Here is an 18,940-nt window from a genome sequence, read left to right on the forward strand (position 1 = left end):
CCCGCCCCCCGGCCCACCCGGACCCGACGTCCCGGGTGGCCCCGGGGCACCCCTCAGCCGCGCCGCCCGATACGCCCCTCGACCGGTCCCAGCTGCGCCACCACACCGTGGTAGAAGCGCTCCACGGCATCGTCCACGCTGCGGATGAACCCGGACTCCGTGTTCCCCCGCGTGCTCCCCATCCCCTTGAGCAGCGACAGCCGGAAACCGACGACGGCCGAGCCGTCCGCGGGCAGCAGATCACCCGGCTCGGGCCGCAGCCGCTCCAGCGTCCCGCGCGGCCCGCTCCCCGGCCCCGCCCCGGCGCCCGGGCCCGCCTCCAGGAGACTCTCCACGTGCAGGTCCGCCGGCGCCCCGTCGAGCAGCTTCAGCAGCCGCTTCACCATGACCAGCGGATACGCACCCTCCGGCGCCGGCACGTCGACGGACGTCCGCACCTTGGAGGTCCTGAGGTCGGCGCTCACCGCGATGACACTGCTGGCCCCGTCCACGCGCAGCTCCGCGGAGAGCTTCCCGTCCGCACACAGCCGCTCCGCCGCCGCCACCCGCCGCGCCTGCGGATCACTGCCCCGCCGGGCCCGCTGCACCGGCAGCGCCTTCTGCCCGAGCTCCCCGCCCAGCCGCAGGCACACCTGGCGGATGAGCCGCTCCCAGCTCTCCACCACCTCCACGGTCCGGGCGTCCCCGAGACCGAGGGTCTCGTCCTCGATGCCCTTGCGCACGGGCACCCAGGCGGCGCCCATGTTCTGAAAACCGTGGCAGCCCGACTGCTCGTGCCGCAGGTACTCCAGGAGCTCCTGGAGGAGCCAGGCGTGCGCGGCGTTGCCCACGCCCTCGTGCCGGATCAGCAGCTGCGCCTGGTGGGCGACCTCGGCCCAGGACAGGTGCCAGAGGCTGACCTTGTGCTTGCGCCGGCCGTCGACCTTCACCTCCACCATGGGGCGGCCCTCCAGGGCCACGTCGTTGGAGAGGGTGATCACGGCCTCGTAGCCGCGGCGCGCGGCGATGTCCATGTACGCCTGGACCTGCTCCGCCTTGAGCGGGTTGCCGTTCGTCTTCGTCTCCACGAGCGCCGTCCACAGCTTGCCCGCGCGCTCCACCCGGATCACCCCGTCGGGGCGCCGCGGAGTGTCCCCGTGCGGGAGGGAGACCTCGGTGAAGGTCTGCATCCGCCCGGCGGGCGCGCCGAACCCGGCGGTGAGGCGGCGGCCGAACTCCGGCACCTGCGCCATGACCGACAGCAGGACCGAGGTGGCGCGCACCTCCCGTTCCCGGTCGCTCTTCAGGGAGGGGACGGGGAACAGGCGGGCTTGGCTCCAGGACTCGTTCTCGGCGAGGGACTTCTTGGCCACCTTGGGCAGGGTGACCTTCTTCCTGGTCGTACGGGGACCCCGCCCGCGGGTCTGCGCCGGTACGGCGCCCGGGGCGGCGGCCTCGGCGACCGGTGCGGGGGCCGGTTCGGCTACGGGACCGGCCAGTGGATCGGCGCCCGGGGTCCGTGCCGGGCCGGCGGCTGCCGCCGGCTCCCCGGCATCCGCGAGCCCTGTCTCCACGACTGCCCCGGTCTCCCCGGCGGCCCCTGTCTCCCCGGCCTCTGCGGCAGCCCCGGGCTCCTCCGCTTCCTCGGCCTCCTCCAGCACCGGAATGCCGAAGTCCGTGGCGAGTCCCGCGAGGCCGGTTTCGTACCCCTGGCCGACCGCGCGGAACTTCCACTCCTCGCCCCGCCGGTACAGCTCGCCGAAGATGAAGGCGGTCTCCACCCCCGCGTCGTCGATGGAGTAGCCGACCAGCGGTTCCCCGGAGCGGTCCGCGACCGTCATCCGCAGGTCGTCGAGGTCGCCGAAGCGCGCGCCGGCGTACCGGCTGGCCGCCACGACGATCCGTACGACCCCCTCCGGGACCGCCGTCAGGTCCAGGCTGATGCGGTCCTCGTCGCCGTTGTCGGACGGCACCTTGCCCAACAGCTGCACGCTTCCGTCGGCGGCCGCCGGGTTGTTGTAGAAGTAGAAGTCGTTCTCGTCGCGGACCTTGCCGTTCTCGTCCAGCAGCAGCACCGATACGTCGGCGTCGCCCGCCCCCGAAGCGCTGCTCCAGCCCAGGCTCACGACGACCGCCCCGGCGTCCTCGCTGAGGGCGGTCAGGCTGACGTTCGCGCCCTTCGGGATCTCCTGCATGTCTTCCCCCCGGTCCTTCCGCACCCCCGTGCGCGGTGCGTCTGGGGCGAACCGTAGCGGGGGGAGGGGGAAAAGATCACGGGATGGCGGAAATCAGCCGGACGGGAGCACGCCGGGGCATGGGGGACACTGGAGGGGCTTGAACCGCTCAGTGTCTTCGAGGAGCCCCCGCCATGCCCCGCCTTGCCGTGTTCGCCGTCGTCCTCTGCGTCCTCGCCGTGGCCGCCGCAGTGGTCTCCTTCGTCGAGGGCAGCCTGCTCGGGATCGTGTGGGTGATGATGGCGGGCATCACGTCGAACATCGCGTGGTACTACGTGCGCAAGGCGAAGATCGAGAAGACCGCGGCGGCGGCCCGCAACGCGGGCTGAGCGCGGGCCCGTCCGCCCGTCGGGCCTAGGAGGCCTGGCAGAAGCCGTTGGTGTCCTGCCAGAACTGGTAGAGGTCGCGGCCGCAGTACGCCTCCAGCTCGCCCACGCCCAGTGCGGACAGCACGTTGTACACGGCGTCGAAGAAGAACGCGTTGATCTCCGGGATCCACAGCAGTGCGAAGACCGCCAGCAGCCCGAACGGAGCCAGCGGCGCCACCTCGCGGCGGACCCGGTGGGAGAGCCAGGGCTCGATGATGCCGTAGCCGTCCAGGCCCGGGACCGGCAGGAAGTTCAGGATCGCCGCAGAGACCTGGAGCAGCGCCAGGAAACCCAGCGCGAAGCGGAACGGGACCGGGACCCCGTCCAGGGCGTGCAGCCAGAACGGGGCCGTGCAGACGGCCGCGAACGCGACGTTGGTCAGCGGGCCCGCCGCCGAGATGAGGCTGTGCCGCCACCGGCCCTCGATCCGGTCGCGCTCGATGTACACCGCGCCGCCGGGCAGGCCCAGACCGCCCATGATCACGAAGAGGACGGGCAGGACGATGCTGAGCAGCGCGTGCGTGTACTTGAGGGGATTGAGCGTCAGGTAGCCCTTCGCGCCGACGCTGAGGTCGCCGCTGTGCAGGGCGGTACGGGCGTGCGCGTACTCGTGCAGGCACAGGGAGACGATCCACGCCGACGTGACGAAGAGGAAGACGGCCAGCCCGGTGCTGGTCGAGTACCCCGTCCACACGGCCCACCCCGTCACCGCCATGACGGCGAAGATGCCGAGGAACACCGGACTGATCCGTCGATCGCCTCGGTCGTGCGTGTGGTGGTGGCTGCGGTTCTGACTGCCCTGGGGACCCATACGGCGAACCTATCCCGGAGGCGGCGCCCGAGGGGGCTCCGGGCCGGAGACAATGGGCCGGTGCGTTACGCGATGCTCGGCACCACCCAGGCCATCCGCGACGACGGGAGCACGGTGCCCGTCGGCGGAGCGCGGCTGCGCGCGCTCCTGACCGCGCTCGCGCTGCGGCCGGGGCGGGCGGTGCCGGCGGCCTCGCTCGTCGAAGAGGTGTGGGACGGCGACCCGCCCGCCGACGGCCCCGCGGCGCTCCAGGCACTGGTGGGCCGGCTGCGCAGGGCCCTGGGGCGCGAGGCGGTGGGCTCCGGGGAAGGCGGCTACTGGCTCGTCGCCGCCCGGGACGACATCGACCTGTACCGCTTCGAGCGGCTGACGCGGGCGGCGGCGCAGGCCTCCCCGGCGCAGGCGGCCGCCCTGTACGACGAGGCCCTCGCCCTGTGGCGGGGCGAGCCGCTGAGCTCCTTGCCCGCGTCCGGGCCGGAGGCCGCCCGCTGGGAGGCGCTACGGCTGGACGCGCGCCGGGGCCGCCTGGACGCGGCGCTGGCGCTGGGGGAGGCGGAACGGGTCCTGCCGGAGCTGACCGCACTGTGCGCGGGGCTGCCGCTGGACGAACCCCTCCAGGCCCTCCGCATCCGGGCCCTGCGCGACGCGGGACGCCCGGCAGAGGCGCTGGCCGCCTACGAGGCGGTCCGCCGGGACCTGGCCACCCGCCTGGGCACCACCCCGGGCCCGACCCTGCGCACCCTCCACACGGCCCTCCTGACCCCCACCCCGCGCCCCCGCCCCACGGGAGCCCCGCCGCCCCGGGAGCACCCACTCGCCTCCACCGCGCCCCCCGGGCCCGCGCCGGGCTCCGCCACGGGCCCCACCGAGCCGCACCCCGCGGCGCAGCCCGCCGCGGGAACCACCGCCGCGGCCCCGTCCGGCCCGGACCGGGCGGCCTCCGGCCACCCCGCCGGGGCCGACGGTGCCGGTGCGGCCGGGCAGGCGGGGACCGCGACCCCGTACGGGAGCGGGGCGGCGGGGCACCCGGCGGCTGCCCCGGGTGCGGGGAATCTGCGGATGCGGCTGACCACCTTCGTCGGGCGGGAGGAGGACATCCGGGTCATCGGCGAGGACCTCGCCCGGGCGCGGCTCGTCACCCTGCTCGGACCCGGCGGCGCCGGCAAGACCCGGCTGTCGCAGGAGGCCGCCGAGGCCCACGCACGGGCCGGCCGCGGCACCCCGGAGGCCCGGCCCACCACCCCGGAGCACGCGTCGGCCGACCACCCCTCCACCGCCGGAGGCACCGGCACCGCTCAGGGGCGCTCCGGCACCGGGCGCGGCACCGGCCCCGACGCCGGCGGGCCCGCCCCCACCCCCGCCTGGGCCGACGGGGTGTGGTTCGTGGAGCTGGCTCCCGTGGACGACCCGGAGGACGTCGCCGAGGCCGTGCTCCTCGCGCTCGGGGCCCGGGAGACCAAGCTGCGCGGCGGCTCCGCCGAGGAGATGCGGGTGCTCACCGAGCGCGGGGACCGCCCCCTCGACCGCCTCGCGGAGCACTGCGCACGGCGCCGGATGCTGCTGATCCTCGACAACTGCGAGCACGTCGTCGACGCCGCGGCCCGCCTCGCCGAGGAGGTCCTCGCACGCTGCCCCGGTGTCCAGATCCTGGCCACCAGCCGCGAACCCCTCGGCGTGCCCGGGGAGACCCTGCGGCCGGTGGACCCGCTGCCCGACCCGGTCGCGCTCCGGCTGCTCGACGACCGCGGGGCCGCCGCCCGGGCCGGGTTCACCGTGGACGAGGACCCGGCCGCCGCCGTGGAGATCTGCCGCCGGCTCGACGGGATGCCGCTCGCCATCGAACTGGCCGCCGCCCGGCTGCGGCTGCTCACCCCCCGGCAGATCGCCGACCGGCTGGACGACCGGTTCAGGCTGCTGACGGGCGGCTCGCGCACCCATCTGCCCCGCCAGCAGACCCTGCGCGCGGTGGTCGACTGGTCCTGGGACCTCCTCGACGAGCCCGAACGGGCCGTCCTGCGCCGGCTGTCGGTCTTCGCCGGCGGCTGCGACCTCGACGCCGCCGAGGCCGTCTGCACCGACGCCGCCGAGGGCCTCGACGCCGCCGACCTCCTCGGCTCGCTCGTCGACAAGTCCCTCGTCGTCGCCGCCCCCGACGCCGCCGGCATGCGCTACCGCCTCCTGGAGACCGTCGCCGAGTACGCCTCCGAGCGGCTCGCCGAGGCCGGCGACGACCGCGCCGCCACCGAGCGCCGCCACCTCACCCACTACCGCGAACTCGCCCGCACCACCGAGCCGCTGCTCCGCGGCCACGGCCAGCGCGCGGCCGCCGACCGGATCGTCACCGAGTACGAGAACCTCCGTACGGCCATGCGCCGCGCCGTCGCCCTCCAGGACGTGGGCGAGGTGCTCTGCCTGCTGCACTCCCTGGTCTGGTACTGGCAGATGCACGACCTGCGCACGGAGCTGCGCCACTGGTCCGCGGCCGCCGCGGCCCTGGGCCCCGACCCCTTCGCCGCCCCCGTGGTTCCCGCCGAGCCCGTCTACGAGCGGGTCGTCGACGCGCCCCCGCCGTACGAGGGCGAACTGCTCACCGAGGCCTGGCGCGGCATCCGGATCATGTGCCTGGCCGCCCAGGACCAGACCGACGTCAGCTGGTCCAGCCCGGAGATCCGCACCCAGGTCGACGGCATGCTCGCCGCCTACCGCCCCGGCCTGCCGCAGACCTGCGTGGCCCCCGGGGTCCTGTGGATCTACGCCGTGATGATCGCGGGGGACCCGGTCCTGCTCCGCGAGGTCATCGAGGAGACCGTCGAGACGGCCCGCGGGCTCGGCTACCGCTGGGAACTGGCCTCCTCCCTCCAGCTGCGCGCCAACGTGCTGGCCAACCGCGCCGACTGGGCCGGCGACGCCGCCCGCGACGCCGAGGAGAGCCTGGCCGTGTTCCGCGAGCTCGGCGACGACTGGGGCTGCGCCGAGGCGCTCTCCGCGCGCGCCGAGGCCCGGGAGAAGCACGGCGAGTACGCCCTGGCAGCCGAGGACTTCCGTGCGGCCATCGAGCACGCCCGGCGGCTCGGCGCGAAGGCCCAGGTCACGGTCCTGCAAGTGCGGATGGCCGGGACCCTCGTGGAAGACGGCCACGTCGAGGAGGCGGAGCGGCTGCTCACCGATCTGCTCCCCACGATCCAGCACGTCGGCAACGAGGCCAGGCCCGCCGCCCGGATGTTCCTCGCCGGGGTGTACGGCCGCACCGGCCGCACCGGGGAGGCCCGGGCGCAGCTGGAGTCCCTCCGCGAGGAGTTCTCCTTCGGGGCGTACGCCGTCTTCGACGGGTTCGTGCTCGGCACGATGGCCTGGCTCGACAACCAGGAGGGCAAGTACGAGGACGCCCTCGTCCTGATCCGGCAGGCCATGGCGGCCGTCCGGGACCCGCTCGCCCTGCTGATGGCCCCCCAGCTGCCGGCGGTCTACCTGCTCAACGCGGCCCTCTCCCACGCCGGACTCGGCGGCCCGCAGCGGGCGTACGAGGCTGCGCGGCTGATCGGCGCCTACCGCGCCCAGCTGCCGCCCCGGCACTTCCCGGTCACCACCGAGCGCGCGGACCTGGAGCAGGCCGAGGGCCTGGCCCGGGCCGCGCTCGGCGACGCCGCGTACGAGGCGGCGTACGCCGAAGGCGGTGGCCTCACCCTGGAGGAGGCCACCGCCCTCGTCTGATCCGGCCGCGGGCTCACGCGGCCCGCCCGGGACGCGATCCGGAGCGGACCGGCCGGCGGATCAGGTCTTCTGGCGGAACTTGCGCACGGCGAGCGGCATCGTCACCAGCGTGATGCCGACCGACCAGGCCAGCGTGATCCACACGGAGTTGCCGAGCGGGGTGCCGTTGATCAGGGCGCGGGCCGCGTCGGCCAGGTTGGACAGCGGGTTGACGTCGGTGAAGCTCTGCAGCCAGCCGGGCATCGTCGTCGGCGGGGCGAAGATCGAGCTGCCGAACTGGAGCGGCATCAGGACCAGCATCGCCATGCCCTGGACCGCCTGCGGGGTCTTCATGGTGAGACCCAGCAGGATGAAGATCCACATCAGCGAGGAACCGAAGACCGCCGACAGCCCGATGGACAGGAACAGGTCCAGTACCGAGCCCTTGATGGACAGGCCGAGCAGGAAGCCCATGCCGAGCAGGATCGCGATGGCCACCATCATCCGGCCGAGCTCGACCACGATCTTGGCGATGAGCACCGAGGAGCGGGCGATGGGCATGGACCGGAAGCGGTCCATCACGCCCTTCTTGAAGTCGTCGTTGACTCCGGTGCCCACACCCATGGCGATGTTCATGCCCATCATCGCCATCAGGCCCGGGACCACGTAGTTGACGTACTCGCCCTGGTTGCCCTTGCCGGAGATCGCGCCGCCGAAGACGAAGACGAACAGCAGCGTGAAGATGATCGGCATGAACAGGACGTCGAACATCGACTCCGGGTCCTGCTTGATCTGCAGGACGTTGCGCCGGGCCAGGGCGCCGATGTGGCGCAGGTTGCCCCGCAGGCCGATCCGTCCCTCGTCCGCGAGGACGGGCCCGCCGGCCGGGGCGGCCGCGGTGGGGCTGGGCTTCGTCGTGGTTACGGTGCTCATGCCGCGACCTCCTCGGTCTGCTGGTGGGGGACGGAGTCCTGGACGGTGGGCTTCTGTCCGGTGATGGACAGGAACACCTCGTCCAGGCTGGGCAGGTAGGTGCTGATGTCGGAGATGCCGTACCCGCGGGCCGCCAGCAGGCCCACCACCGCGGTCAGCTGCTCGTCGGCCAGGATCGGCACCAGCAGGGCGCCCTCGTCCGGGACGGCCTGGGAACCGGCCACCCCGTCCAGACCGGCCTCGGCCAGGGCGCGGGCCATGCCCGGGAGCTCGGACGGGTCGGTGGGGCGGATCCGCAGGGTCCGGCCGCCGACGCGGGCCTTCAGCTCGTCGACCTTGCCGTTCGCGATGACCCGGCCCTTGTCGATGACCGTCAGCTCGCTGGCGAGCTGCTCGGCCTCCTCCATGTACTGGGTGGTGAGCAGGACGGTGGCCCCCTCGGCGACCATCCGCTGCACCTCGTCCCACACCTCGTTGCGGGTGCGGGGGTCCAGACCGGTGGTCGGCTCGTCCAGGTACAGCACGGCCGGGCTGCCGATCATGGAGGCGGCCAGGTCGAGCCGGCGCCGCATGCCGCCGGAGTAGGTCATCACGGCCTTCTTGGCGGCGTCCGTGAGGGAGAACCGCTCCAGCAGCTCGTCCGCGCGGGTGCGGGAGTCCTTGCGGGACAGGTCCAGCAGCCGGCCGATCATGTAGAGGTTCTCCCAGCCGGAGAGCTTCTCGTCGACCGAGGCGTACTGGCCGGTCAGGCCTATGGTCCGGCGCAGCTGCCGGGGCTGGCGGACCACGTCGAAGCCGGCGACCCGGGCGGTGCCGGCGTCGGGCGTGATCAGGGTGGAGAGGATGCGGACCAGGGTGGTCTTGCCCGCGCCGTTCGGGCCGAGGACCCCGAGCACGGTTCCCTCGCGGACGTCCAGGTCCACACCGTCGAGGGCTTTGGTCTCGCCGTAGTGCTTGACCAGCCCCCGGACCTCTACGGCGTTCGAGCCGTTCAGGGGATTCTTGTCGTTTCGCGTCATGCCCACCATGGGACCAGATGCCACTGACAAAGCGCCGACAATTATCCGACAGCCCGCCCACAGAGCACCGACAGAACATCGGAGACCGCGGGCGGGCTGCCGTCGGACCACCGGACGGACTAGTGGAAGGCGTGCTCTTCCTGCGGGAACGTTCCGCCGACCACGTCCTCGGCGAAGGCCTTCGCCGCGTCGCCCATCGTCGCCCGCAGGTTCGCGTACTGCTTGACGAACTTCGGCATCCTGCCGCCGGTCAGCCCCATCATGTCCGTCCACACCAGCACCTGCGCGTCGCACTCCGAGCCCGCGCCGATGCCGACCGTCGGAATGTGCAGGGACCGGGTGACCTCGGCGGCCAGCTCGGCCGGCACCAGCTCCAGCACCACCGCGAAGGCGCCCGCGTCCTGCGCCGCCTTCGCATCGCGCAGCAGTTGGTGCGCGGCCTCGTCGCCGCGGCCCTGCACCCGGTAGCCCATGGCGTTCACGGACTGCGGGGTCAGGCCCAGGTGGGACATGACGGGGATGCCCGACTGCACGATCAGCTCGGTCTGGGCCAGCGAACGCTCGCCGCCCTCCAGCTTCACCGCGCCGACCCCGGCCTCCTTGACGAGCCGGGTGGCACTGCGCAGCGCCTGTACGGGGCCCTCCTGGTAGGAGCCGAAGGGCAGGTCGCCGACGATCAGGGCCCGGCTGGTGCCGCGTACGACGGCCGCCGACAGCAGTGTCATCTCGTCCATCGTCACCGGGACGGTGGTCTCGTAGCCGAGGTGACAGTTGCCCATCGAGTCGCCGACGAGCATGACCGGGATGCCGGCCTCGTCGAACACGTTCGCCGTCATGGCGTCATAGGCGGTGAGCATGGGCCACTTCTCGCCGCGTTCCTTGGCGAGGGTGAGGTCGCGGACGGTGATGCGCCGGGTGCCCGAGCCTCCGTACAGGGTGGGGGAGGCGGCTTCGCGGGCAGGCGAAACGGCATGCGTCATTGCAACTGCTCCTTGATGTTCATCTCGAGGCGCCCTTACGGCGTCCCCGGACTCACACCCATGGTGGCACTCCCGGGGCCCGGGCGGGAAGTGCCACGGGGCCCGGTTCGCCGCGGCGGGCGCACCGCAGGTCAATGTGCGCGTTTGGTGACAAGCGGAACCCCGGCCGCTGGGCCGTTCGTCCTCCCGGACGTACGGCCGAGGCAATCGGCGCGGAACGCCCTGTACATCGCCTAGGGTCAAGAGGCGGGGACGGAGCGCGAGCATGGCAGTGAGGGCAGTGGCATGGCACAGGCGTACATGACGGAGACCGGGAGCAACGGCTCGGAGCCCGAGCCCTCCCGAGCGGGTCTCCGGCGCCGGCTGGCCGAGCTGCGGCGCGATCCGGGCATCTGGCGCCGCGGGATCGTCCTCGCCGCGTTCGCCGTGCTGATCTCGCTCGTCATGATCTTCCACGCCGAGCTGCCCAACGACATCGGCAACCTCGGCAGCCTCACCGAGACCTTCCTGCCCTGGCTGGGCCTGGCCGTCCCGGTGCTGTTCGCCGCCGCGCTCTTCCGCAAGTCCGCGACCGCGCTCATCGCGATACTGCTGACCGCCGCGGTCTGGGTGAACCTCTTCGGGGGCCTGGTCACCGACAAGGCGCACGCCGGCGGCAACCTCACGGTCGCCACCCACAACGTCGACGCCGACAACACCGACCCGGCCGGAACCGCCGCCTCCGTCGCCAAGTCCGGGGCCGACGTCCTGGCCCTGACCGAGCTCAAGGGCAGCGCCGTCCCCGTGTACGAGAAGGCCCTCGCCGCCACGTACAAGTACCACTCGGTCGAGGGGACCGTCGGGCTCTGGAGCAAGTACCCGCTGATCGCCAGCCAGCCCGTCGACATCAAGATGGGCTGGACCCGGGCCATGCGGGCCACCGTGAAGACCCCGTACGGAGAGGTGGCCGCCTTCGTGGCCCACCTCCCCTCGGTCCGCGTCAAGCTCAACGCCGGCTTCACCGCCAACCAGCGCGACAACAGCGCCGACGCCCTCGGCGCCGCGCTCGCCGCCGAACCGCTGCGCCGGGTCATCCTGCTCGGCGACCTCAACGGAACGGTCAACGACCGGGCCCTGTCCGAGGTCACCTCGCAGCTGCGTTCCACCCAGGGCGCGTCCGGCGACGGCTTCGGCTTCAGCTGGCCCGCGCAGTTCCCGATGGCCCGCATCGACCAGATCCTGGTCCGCGGCGTCACCCCCGAAGCCTCCTGGACCCTGCCCCGCACGGGCAGCGACCACCTCCCGATCGCCGCCCGGGTCACCGTGAAGCCGTAGGGGGCGGGGGACCGCCACGCCTGCTCGGGGGACCGCTACGCCTGCTCGCGCCAGCCGTTCGTGATGGGCAGGCGGCGGTCCTTCCCGAAGCCCTTCGCGGAGATCTTCGTGCCCGGCGGGTACTGCCGGCGCTTGTACTCGGCGGTGTCCACCATGCGCAGGGTCTTCGCGACGAGCTCGGGGTCGTAACCGGCCTCGACGATCGCCTCCAGGCCCTGGTCGCGGTCCACGTACAGGGCCAGGATCCCGTCCAGCACGGGGTAGTCCGGCAGCGAGTCCGTGTCCACCTGCCCGGGGCGCAGCTCGGCGCTCGGCGGCTTGACGATGGAGTTCTCCGGGATCGGCGGGGTCTCGCCGCGCTCGGCCGCCGCCCGGTTGCGGTACTCGGCGAGGCGGAAGACGTCCGTCTTGTACACGTCCTTGATCGGGCCGTAGGCGCCCACCGAGTCCCCGTACAGGGTGGAGTAGCCGACGGCCAGCTCCGACTTGTTGCCCGGGGCCAGCACGATGTGGCCCTCCTGGTTGGAGAGCGCCATCAGCAGGGTGCCGCGCAGCCGGGACTGGAGGTTCTCCTCGGCGAGCCCGGTCAGGCCCAGCGCGCCCATGTACGCGTCGAACATCGGCTCGATCGACACGGTCCGGAAGTTCAGGCCGGTCCGCGCCGCCAGCTCGGCCGCGTCGCCCCGGGAGTGCTCCGAGGAGTACTTGGAGGGCATCGAGACGCCGTACACGTTCTGCGCGCCGATCGCGTCGCAGGCGATCGCGGCCACCAGCGCGGAGTCGATGCCGCCGGAGAGACCGATCAGGACCGACCGGAACCCGTTCTTGCGGACGTACGCGCGCAGCCCCACGACCAGCGCGTCGTAGACCTCCTCGTCGTCGTCCAGCCGGTCGGCGTAGCCGCCCGTCACGACCGGCTCGTACGGCTCCACCGGCTCCTCGGTGAGGATCACCCGGTCGATGCGCAGGCCGTCGTCCACGATGCCCTCGACGGGGGTGGCCGAAGCGGCCGGCAGGTCCAGGTCGACCAGGACGCAGCCCTCGGAGAACTGCGGGGCGCGCGCGATGACCTCGCCGGCGGGGTCGACGACGATCGAGTCCCCGTCGAAGACGAGCTCGTCCTGGCCGCCGATCATCGCCAGGTAGGCGAGGGTGCAGCCGGCCTCCCGGGCGCGCTTCTGCACCAGCTCCAGGCGGAGGTCGTCCTTGGCGCGCTCGTACGGGGAGGCGTTGACCGAGATCAGCAGCCCGGCCCCGGCGGAGCGGGTGGCGGGGACGCGCCCGCCCTCCTGCCAGAGGTCCTCGCAGATGGCCAGGGCCACGTCCACGCCCCGCACCCGGATCACCGGCTGGGTGTCGCCCGGCACGAAGTACCGGAACTCGTCGAAGACCCCGTAGTTGGGGAGGTGGTGCTTGGCGAAGCGCAGGACGACCTGCCCGCCGTACAGCACGGCGGCCGCGTTCTCCGGGGAGCCGGCCGGACGGCCGAGCCGGGGCGCGGCCTTCTCCGTACGGTCGAGGTAGCCGACGACGACCGGGAGGTCCCCGAAGCCCTCGGCCGCCAGGCGCCGCGCGAGGTCGAGCAGCGCCGCCCGGGAGGCCTCGACGAAGGAGCCGCGCAGGGCGAGGTCCTCGACGGGGTACCCGGTCAGCACCATCTCCGGAAACGCCACCAGGTGGGCGCCCTGTTCGGCGGAGTGCCGGGTCCAGTGGACGACCGAGTCGGCATTGGCGGCGATGTTGCCGACCTGCGAGTCGATCTGATTCAGAGCGAGGCGTAGTTGAGGCACGCGGCCCAGTCTAATCGTCTTTCTGACGCGATGTCCTGGGAGTTGCCGGCCGGAGTCTCCGGTTCAGCCGATGGGGCCGCTCCAGACCGCGTCCTCGTACTCGGTGTCGGGAGCGATCTCGAAGTGCAGGCTCTTGGTGCCCTCGGGCACCAGGAAGGCGAAGGTTCCGGTCATCGATTCCCCGGCCATGACGGAGCCCTTGAACATCTTCGGCACGGAGCCGTCGAAGGCCATCTCGGCCTCGGTGCCCTGGTCGTCGCGGGCGTGCGGGAGGGCCAGGCTGACGTCGAGGGCGGCCCCCGAGTTGTTGACGATCTTCACCGTCACCTTGGCCGCGTTGCCGTTGCGGGCCTCGGCCGGGTAGGCCGTGGAGGACGGCTTGTACGGGGCCGCGCCCAGCACGGTGACCTGGACCCCGTCCTCGTAGGTGTAGGGCTTGCCCCAGGCCAGGGCCGAGGTCCGGCCCGGGATGTCGGAGGGCGAGGCCTTGGGGGCCGGGCTCGCCGGGGCGCTCGGGGCGTCCGACCCGTCGCCGTAGTCGTAGTCGTAGTCCTCGTCGTAGTCCGCCGAGCGGCTGTCGGCGATGTTCCGGTCGATCTTGTCGATGACGGTCGTGGTGATGAACCAGCCGCCCACGGAAGCGCCGATGCCGAGGAGGCCGAGGGCGGTGCCGAACGCGGCCATCGTGGCGCGGGGGGCGCCGCGGCGGGACTTGAGTACGGCCGCGATGCCGATGCCGAAGCCGGTCACCGCGAGGAGGGCGCCGGCCCAGAAGAAGAAGGGGACCAGGCCGACGAAGATGCCGAACAGCCCGAGGAGCAGGGCGGCGACGGCCAGGCCGTTCGTGGCGGGCGGGGGCGCCGGGAAGCCGGACGCCTGCGGGCCGCCGGGGTAGCCGCCGGTGGGCGTAGCCCAGGGGTTGGCGGGTGCGGGGGCGCCGGGGGCGCCGTACGGGGCTCCCCACGCGTGCGCCGGGGGAGCGGCGGCGGCCACCGGGCCGGGGGCGACCGGAGCGAAGGAACCGGGGGCGGGAGCGGGGACGGCGGCGGCGGCCGCCGGGACGGCGTCCGCGGGCTCGGCCGCGAGGGCCGACGGCGCCGGGGGCTGGTCCTGGGCCGCGTCCGGCTGCGCAGGGTCCTCGGTCAAGGACGGGGCCGGGGCGAGGGGCTGGGACGGCGTCAGGGCCGCGGGCTTGTCGAAGGACGGGGCCTGGGGCTTGTCGAGCGACAGGGGCTGCGCGGGCGCCGGTATGGGTGCCGCCTCGGGTGCGGGAGTGCCCGCGGGCTCCGTCGGCGGGCCGGACGGGGTGCTGGGCGGGTTCGGCGGGGTGCTCATACCGGCGGGGAGTCCTTCAGGTCGCAATCGGCGCGTGACGATCACCACCCTGTCATGGAATTCGCGCCCCCCGCCGGGGATTTAAGCCCCCTCCGGGCCGCCCCGGCCGGGCCGTCGGCGCGCCGGTCGCGGCACGTCGGCGGCCCGGTCCGGGGCGGGTTCCGGCTAGCGCAGGTAGCCCAGGACGGTCATCATCCCGGCCTCCGAGTGGTACACGTTGTGGCAATGCACCATCCACAGACCGGGATTGTCGGCGTCGAAGTCCACCGTCAGCCTCCGGTTCGGCAGCACCACCGCGGTGTCCTTGCGGGCCCCGCCCGGCCGGCCGCCGAGGGCGAAGGTGTGGCCGTGCAGGTGGAGCGGGTGCCACATCGTCGTGGAGTTGTCGAACTCCAGCCGGACCCTTTCCCCCGCCTTCACCGGGTGCCGCTGCTCCGGGGTGTACGGCTTGCCGTCGAAGGCCCAGTCGTACGCCGCCATGCCGCCGGTCAGCTTGATCCGCACCGTGCGGTCCGGCTCGCGCACCGCCAGGGCCACCGGCTCCGCCGCCTTCAGGGCGTCCGCCGTCAGCGGCGCCCCGGACAGCTCGGCGGGCCGGGTCGCGGCGGTCGGAGCCGTCCCCGCACCGGTGCGCAGCACCGCGAGCGCCGAGGCCGCGTCCCCCTTGCCCTCGGCGAGCGCGGTCAGCGGGAACACCCCGTCGCCCGCCGTCACCAGGACGTCGTAGCGCTCGCCCATGCCCAGCAGCAGGGAGCGGGCGGCGGCGTGCTCGACGGGGAAGCCGTCGGTGTGGGTGACCGTCAATGCGTGGCCGCCCAGGGCGATCCGGAAGGCGGTGTCCCCGCCCGCGTTGATGATCCGGAGCCGGATCCGGTCGCCCGGACGGGCGGTGAAGACCGAGGGGTCCTCGGGGGTGCGGCCGTTGACCAGGTAGTGCGGGTACGCGACATCGCCCGGATCCTTGCCGAGCACCTCGCTGGACCCGCCCATGAGGACCCGGGAGGGACCGCCGCTCGCCGCGGGTGCGGGCGCGGCCATGCCGTGGGAGTCGGAGCCGGAGCCGGGGTCGGAGCCTGCGCCGTGGCCTGAATGGCCGCCGCCCGGGCTCATGGGCATGCCCTTGCGGAGTTCGCCGAGCACGGCGTCGGGGGTGGAGCCGTCCACCCCGTCGACCCAGTCGTCCAGGACGACCACCCACTCCTTGTCGTAGGAGAGGGGCTCCTTGGGGTCCTCGACGATCAGCGGCGCGTACAGGCCGCGGTCCTGCTGGACCCCGGAGTGCGGGTGGAACCAGTACGTCCCGGGGTGCGGGACGGCGAACTCGTACGCGAACGAGCCGCCCGGGGCGATGTCCCGCTGGGTCAGCCCCGGTACCCCGTCCATGTCGTTGCGCAGCGCCAGGCCGTGCCAGTGCAGGGAGGTGGCCTGGGGGAGGTGGTTGGCCAGGGTCAGGGCGAGGGTGCCGCCCGCGGTGACCCGGACCTCCTGGCCCGGGAGCTTGTCCCCGTACGCCCACGAGCGGACGGTGCGGCCGGCGCCGAGGTCGAGCGGGGTGGCGGTGGCCGTCAGCCGGACCTCGGTGCGCGGGCCGGTGGCCTTGCGGGCGGCCTCGGCGGCCCGCACCTCGGCGCCCGCCGGGTCCACGTAGCCGCCGGGGGCGGGGGAGGAGGCCCCCTTGCCCGTGGATCCGGCGCCGTGGTCCATGCCGGCCATGCCGGAGCCCGAACAGGCGGCGAGCAGCCCGGAACCGGCGAGCGCGGCGCCGGCACCGAGGAGGGCGCGGCGGGAGGGGGAGGGCGAGGAGGAGGGAGCAGAGGGAGTAGAAGGAGCAGAGGGAGGAGACGTGCGCAGGGAAGAAGAGCGCATGGCGGAACACCTCGTGATGGTGTGAAGCGGGCAGGTGGGCACCGTCTGCCGCCGCCCCGGAGGCATGCGGGGGCGACGACGGAGCCCGGCCTATACGCGCAGGACCACCAGCAGGGTGAGCAGTTCGCGGGGCGGCGGCGGGTCCGGACCGCCGGACCGGCCCGGCGCGCGTGCCGCACCCCCGAGCGGCGCGGTACGGCGCGGGCCGGCCAGTCCGGCTCCGAGGACCAGCAGGGTGAGGGCGCCGAGCACGGCGAGACACACCGACATGGGATCCATGCCGGTGTGCTGCGGGCGCGGAGCCGCGGCGGTGGGGAGGGCGACGGTGACGTCCGGATCGGCTCGGGTGACCGCCGCGCCGGGGGCGGCCGGGGCGGCCATGTCCGGCATGGATTCCACGGTCAGGCCGCTCAGGCCGGTCAGGCCGCCGCCGTGCTCCGACCCGGACGGCGTATGCCCGCCCGGGGGAACGAAACGGACCGACGGTACGTCGTCCATGGCGTGGGCCGGTGTCGGATGGCCCAGCGTGTGCATGCCCGCAATGCCCAGCAGCAGCGCGGCGAACAGCAGCAGCCGGGGCCACCGGACTGCCTGTCGCTGCGTGCGCGGGGCGGGGCGGGTCATGCGGGGAACCCTACCCGGGGTGGGTATCCGACCGGAGGAGCGGGCCCGGCCGCGCTTAGGATTAGTCACACTATGTCAACAAAAGACCCGCCATTGAATCCACTGAATCCACTGGACCCGGTGAATCCGCTGATCCCCCTGGACCCGCACCGTCCCGGAGACCCCGAGGACCCGCTCAAGCACCTGAAGCCCGTGAACTCCCGGAGATCCTGGACGTCCGTGAACAGCCTCTCCGCCGCGACGGGTCCCGCCCCCGCGTCCCGGGCCGGTGCCCGCGCCGTGGCGCTCCTCGTCGGTCTCGGCGCCGCCGCCTACACCGCGTGGGTCCTCGAAGTCGTCCTCGCCACGGGCCTCAACCCCATCGAGACGTACGTCAGCGAACTCGCCGCCCAGGACCAGCCGCTCGGCGGCCTGTTCCGGGCCACCGACTTCACCGCCGGGCTCCTCGTCTTCTTCGGCGGCCTGCTGGCCCTGGTCCGCCTCGCGAGACGCGTCGAACCCCGCCGCCCGTGGGCCGTCGCCGGCTGGTCCGGAATCACCCTCTTCGGCGCCGCCACCGCGGCGGACGCCTGGCTGCCGCTGAGCTGCACGCCGACCGTGGACCCCGTATGCGCGGCGCGGGAGACCGCCGGACTGGTGCCCGCCACCCATCAGGCCCACGCCGTCAGCAGCAGTCTCGCCATGACGGGCGCCCTCGTGGGGATCGTGGCCCTCACGCTCGCCGCCCGCCGCTACGGCCGCCTCGCCCCGCTCGCGCGGTCCGGGCCCGCGCTCGTCGTGCTCGAACTGCTCGCCACCGTCTGGACCCTGGTCTCCATCGCCCTGTTCACCGCCGGGCACGGCACCTGGGCGCTCGGCGCCGGGCAGCGGCTCCAAGTGCTGCTGGTGGCCGTCTGGCTGGGCCTGCTCGCGTACTCCGTCCACCGGGAACGCCGCACATGAGCGGACCGGCCGCCGGGGCCGCCCCCGGGAGGTTCGTACGCCTCCCCGGCCCCGACGGGGCGGTGCTGCACGTCCTCGTGGAGGGCTCCGGACCCCCGGTCGTCCTCAGCGCCGGGCTCGCCATGGCCTGGTTCGACTGGGACCCGGTGGCGGAGCTGCTCGTCGCCGCCGGGCGCACCGTCGTCCGCTTCGACCGTCCCGGGCACGGGCTGAGCGCCCCCGCCGTACGGCCGCCCACCGCCGCCGGGGAGGCGCACCGGATCGCCCGGCTGCTCGACGTGCTGGGTCTGGGCGCCGAACCCGTCACCGTGGCCGGGCACTCCCTGGCCGGGTTCCACGCCGAGGCCTTCGCGCGGCTCCACCCCGGGCGCACCGCCGCCCTGGTGCTGGTCGACGCCAGCGTCGAGGAGCGGCCCCGTACGGTCCTGCCCGCCGGGGTGCGCACCGGGGCCGCCCGGCTGCTCGGCCGGGCCGTGACCGCCGCCGGGCTGCCGGCCGCGCTGGGCCCCTGGGCCCGCCGGAGTGCCGTACGGGCATCCCGCGCCGGCGGCGCCGACCCGGCCGCGCGGGACCTCGTACGCCGCTGCTACCGGACCGGCCGGGTCTGGCGCGGGGCCCTGCTGGAGAACGCCCGCTACCCCGACACGGCCGCCGAGGTGCTGGCCCTGCGCGCCGCGCTGCCGCTGACCGCGCCCGTCACCGTCCTGGCCGGCCACGACCCCGGTGCGCGCCGCCCGGACCTGCGCTGGCTGGGGCGCCAGGCGGCGCTGGCCGACACGCTGGGAGCCCGGTTCGTGGTCGCGGAGCCGGCCGGACACCTGGTCATGCTGGACCGCCCGCACCAAGTGGCGCGGGCGGTCCTGTACGCGCGGGCCCAGGAGGCCTAGTACTGCAACGGTTCTTTCGTTGACGGTTGGGCAGTTTTGGCGTTGTGGTGGATATGGGGTGGGGGTCGGTACAGGCGGATGCCCGTGTGTGGTCGGCTGGGTTGTCGGAGTTGCATGAGCGGTTCGCTCACCGGTTCTCGAGGGTGGAGCCGCGGGAGTCGGCGCTGG

Annotated in this window: 14 protein-coding genes; 5 read left to right on the forward strand and 9 right to left on the reverse strand. The window is 73.8% G+C overall.

The window, feature by feature from the left end:
* Nucleotides 1-53: 53 nt before the first annotated feature.
* Nucleotides 54-2,174, reverse strand: a complete 2,121-nt coding sequence (locus ACIA8F_RS35970; protein ID WP_399385239.1) for a TerD family protein — start codon at nt 2,172-2,174, stop codon at nt 54-56.
* A gap of 173 nt (nt 2,175-2,347) precedes the next feature.
* Between ACIA8F_RS35970 and ACIA8F_RS35975 the strand changes: the two genes are divergently transcribed.
* Nucleotides 2,348-2,542, forward strand: coding sequence for a hypothetical protein (locus ACIA8F_RS35975; protein ID WP_399385240.1), 195 nt, complete (start codon nt 2,348-2,350; stop codon nt 2,540-2,542).
* Nucleotides 2,543-2,567: 25 nt separating this feature from the next.
* Here the strand turns inward: ACIA8F_RS35975 and ACIA8F_RS35980 are convergent, their stop codons facing one another.
* Nucleotides 2,568-3,392 carry a site-2 protease family protein gene (locus ACIA8F_RS35980; protein ID WP_399385241.1) on the reverse strand — a complete coding sequence of 275 codons (825 nt, stop codon included), beginning with the start codon at nt 3,390-3,392 and terminating at the stop codon, nt 2,568-2,570.
* A gap of 72 nt (nt 3,393-3,464) precedes the next feature.
* On the opposite strand from ACIA8F_RS35980, the gene ACIA8F_RS35985 reads away from it, so the two are divergent.
* Nucleotides 3,465-7,103, forward strand: coding sequence for an AfsR/SARP family transcriptional regulator (locus ACIA8F_RS35985; RefSeq protein ID WP_399385253.1), 3,639 nt, complete (start codon nt 3,465-3,467; stop codon nt 7,101-7,103).
* A 60-nt stretch (nt 7,104-7,163) separates the two neighbouring features.
* Here ACIA8F_RS35985 and ACIA8F_RS35990 read toward each other — a convergent pair whose 3' ends face one another.
* The 3 genes from ACIA8F_RS35990 to panB form a co-directional block, all read right to left on the reverse strand.
* Nucleotides 7,164-8,015 (reverse strand): ABC transporter permease, encoded by an 852-nt coding sequence (locus ACIA8F_RS35990; protein ID WP_399385242.1) that lies wholly within the window; start codon nt 8,013-8,015, stop codon nt 7,164-7,166.
* The gene (locus ACIA8F_RS35995; protein WP_399385243.1) at nt 8,012-9,043 is read right to left on the reverse strand and encodes an ATP-binding cassette domain-containing protein; all 1,032 of its coding nucleotides are present in this window, start codon (nt 9,041-9,043) and stop codon (nt 8,012-8,014) included. The genes ACIA8F_RS35990 and ACIA8F_RS35995 overlap by 4 nt, the downstream gene beginning before the upstream one ends.
* A gap of 110 nt (nt 9,044-9,153) precedes the next feature.
* A complete protein-coding gene (panB, locus tag ACIA8F_RS36000; protein ID WP_399385244.1) occupies nt 9,154-10,014 on the reverse strand; it encodes a 3-methyl-2-oxobutanoate hydroxymethyltransferase in 861 nt (286 codons plus the stop codon).
* A gap of 285 nt (nt 10,015-10,299) precedes the next feature.
* On the opposite strand from panB, the gene ACIA8F_RS36005 reads away from it, so the two are divergent.
* On the forward strand, nt 10,300-11,328 hold the full coding sequence (locus tag ACIA8F_RS36005; RefSeq protein ID WP_399385245.1) for an endonuclease/exonuclease/phosphatase family protein: 1,029 nt from the start codon (nt 10,300-10,302) through the stop codon (nt 11,326-11,328).
* A gap of 35 nt (nt 11,329-11,363) precedes the next feature.
* Here ACIA8F_RS36005 and ACIA8F_RS36010 read toward each other — a convergent pair whose 3' ends face one another.
* From ACIA8F_RS36010 to ACIA8F_RS36025, 4 genes are all read right to left on the reverse strand, one after another.
* Nucleotides 11,364-13,118 (reverse strand): NAD+ synthase, encoded by a 1,755-nt coding sequence (locus tag ACIA8F_RS36010; RefSeq protein WP_399385246.1) that lies wholly within the window; start codon nt 13,116-13,118, stop codon nt 11,364-11,366.
* Between the two features lie 63 nt (nt 13,119-13,181).
* Complete coding sequence (locus tag ACIA8F_RS36015) at nt 13,182-14,453, reverse strand: DUF4352 domain-containing protein (protein WP_399385247.1); 1,272 nt, start codon at nt 14,451-14,453, stop codon at nt 13,182-13,184.
* A gap of 165 nt (nt 14,454-14,618) precedes the next feature.
* Nucleotides 14,619-16,319 carry a multicopper oxidase family protein gene (locus ACIA8F_RS36020; RefSeq protein ID WP_399385248.1) on the reverse strand — a complete coding sequence of 567 codons (1,701 nt, stop codon included), beginning with the start codon at nt 16,317-16,319 and terminating at the stop codon, nt 14,619-14,621.
* A gap of 90 nt (nt 16,320-16,409) precedes the next feature.
* The gene (locus tag ACIA8F_RS36025) at nt 16,410-16,943 is read right to left on the reverse strand and encodes a hypothetical protein (protein WP_399385249.1); all 534 of its coding nucleotides are present in this window, start codon (nt 16,941-16,943) and stop codon (nt 16,410-16,412) included.
* 279 nt (nt 16,944-17,222) lie between these two features.
* Between ACIA8F_RS36025 and ACIA8F_RS36030 the strand changes: the two genes are divergently transcribed.
* Together ACIA8F_RS36030 and ACIA8F_RS36035 are read left to right on the forward strand one after the other, a co-directional pair.
* Nucleotides 17,223-17,885, forward strand: coding sequence for a DUF998 domain-containing protein (locus ACIA8F_RS36030; protein ID WP_399385254.1), 663 nt, complete (start codon nt 17,223-17,225; stop codon nt 17,883-17,885).
* Complete coding sequence (locus tag ACIA8F_RS36035) at nt 17,882-18,772, forward strand: alpha/beta fold hydrolase (RefSeq protein ID WP_399385250.1); 891 nt, start codon at nt 17,882-17,884, stop codon at nt 18,770-18,772. The genes ACIA8F_RS36030 and ACIA8F_RS36035 overlap by 4 nt, the downstream gene beginning before the upstream one ends.
* Nucleotides 18,773-18,940 lie beyond the last annotated feature (168 nt).

The organism is Streptomyces sp. NPDC051563, assembly GCF_044454225.1.
Lineage (GTDB): Bacteria > Actinomycetota > Actinomycetes > Streptomycetales > Streptomycetaceae > Streptomyces.

What these genes read in the sequence shown, in the direction of transcription:
- ACIA8F_RS36020 (WP_399385248.1), bottom strand. Translation starts at nt 16,319, where the DNA reads ATGCGCTCTTCTTCCCTGCGCACGTCTCCTCCCTCTGCTCCTTCTACT.
- panB (WP_399385244.1), bottom strand. Translation starts at nt 10,014, where the DNA reads ATGACGCATGCCGTTTCGCCTGCCCGCGAAGCCGCCTCCCCCACCCTG.
- ACIA8F_RS35970 (WP_399385239.1), bottom strand. Translation starts at nt 2,174, where the DNA reads ATGCAGGAGATCCCGAAGGGCGCGAACGTCAGCCTGACCGCCCTCAGC.
- ACIA8F_RS35990 (WP_399385242.1), bottom strand. Translation starts at nt 8,015, where the DNA reads ATGAGCACCGTAACCACGACGAAGCCCAGCCCCACCGCGGCCGCCCCG.
- ACIA8F_RS35995 (WP_399385243.1), bottom strand. Translation starts at nt 9,043, where the DNA reads ATGGTGGGCATGACGCGAAACGACAAGAATCCCCTGAACGGCTCGAAC.
- ACIA8F_RS35985 (WP_399385253.1), top strand. Translation starts at nt 3,465, where the DNA reads ATGCTCGGCACCACCCAGGCCATCCGCGACGACGGGAGCACGGTGCCC.
- ACIA8F_RS36005 (WP_399385245.1), top strand. Translation starts at nt 10,300, where the DNA reads ATGGCACAGGCGTACATGACGGAGACCGGGAGCAACGGCTCGGAGCCC.
- ACIA8F_RS35975 (WP_399385240.1), top strand. Translation starts at nt 2,348, where the DNA reads ATGCCCCGCCTTGCCGTGTTCGCCGTCGTCCTCTGCGTCCTCGCCGTG.
- ACIA8F_RS36015 (WP_399385247.1), bottom strand. Translation starts at nt 14,453, where the DNA reads ATGAGCACCCCGCCGAACCCGCCCAGCACCCCGTCCGGCCCGCCGACG.
- ACIA8F_RS35980 (WP_399385241.1), bottom strand. Translation starts at nt 3,392, where the DNA reads ATGGGTCCCCAGGGCAGTCAGAACCGCAGCCACCACCACACGCACGAC.
- ACIA8F_RS36035 (WP_399385250.1), top strand. Translation starts at nt 17,882, where the DNA reads ATGAGCGGACCGGCCGCCGGGGCCGCCCCCGGGAGGTTCGTACGCCTC.
- ACIA8F_RS36025 (WP_399385249.1), bottom strand. Translation starts at nt 16,943, where the DNA reads ATGACCCGCCCCGCCCCGCGCACGCAGCGACAGGCAGTCCGGTGGCCC.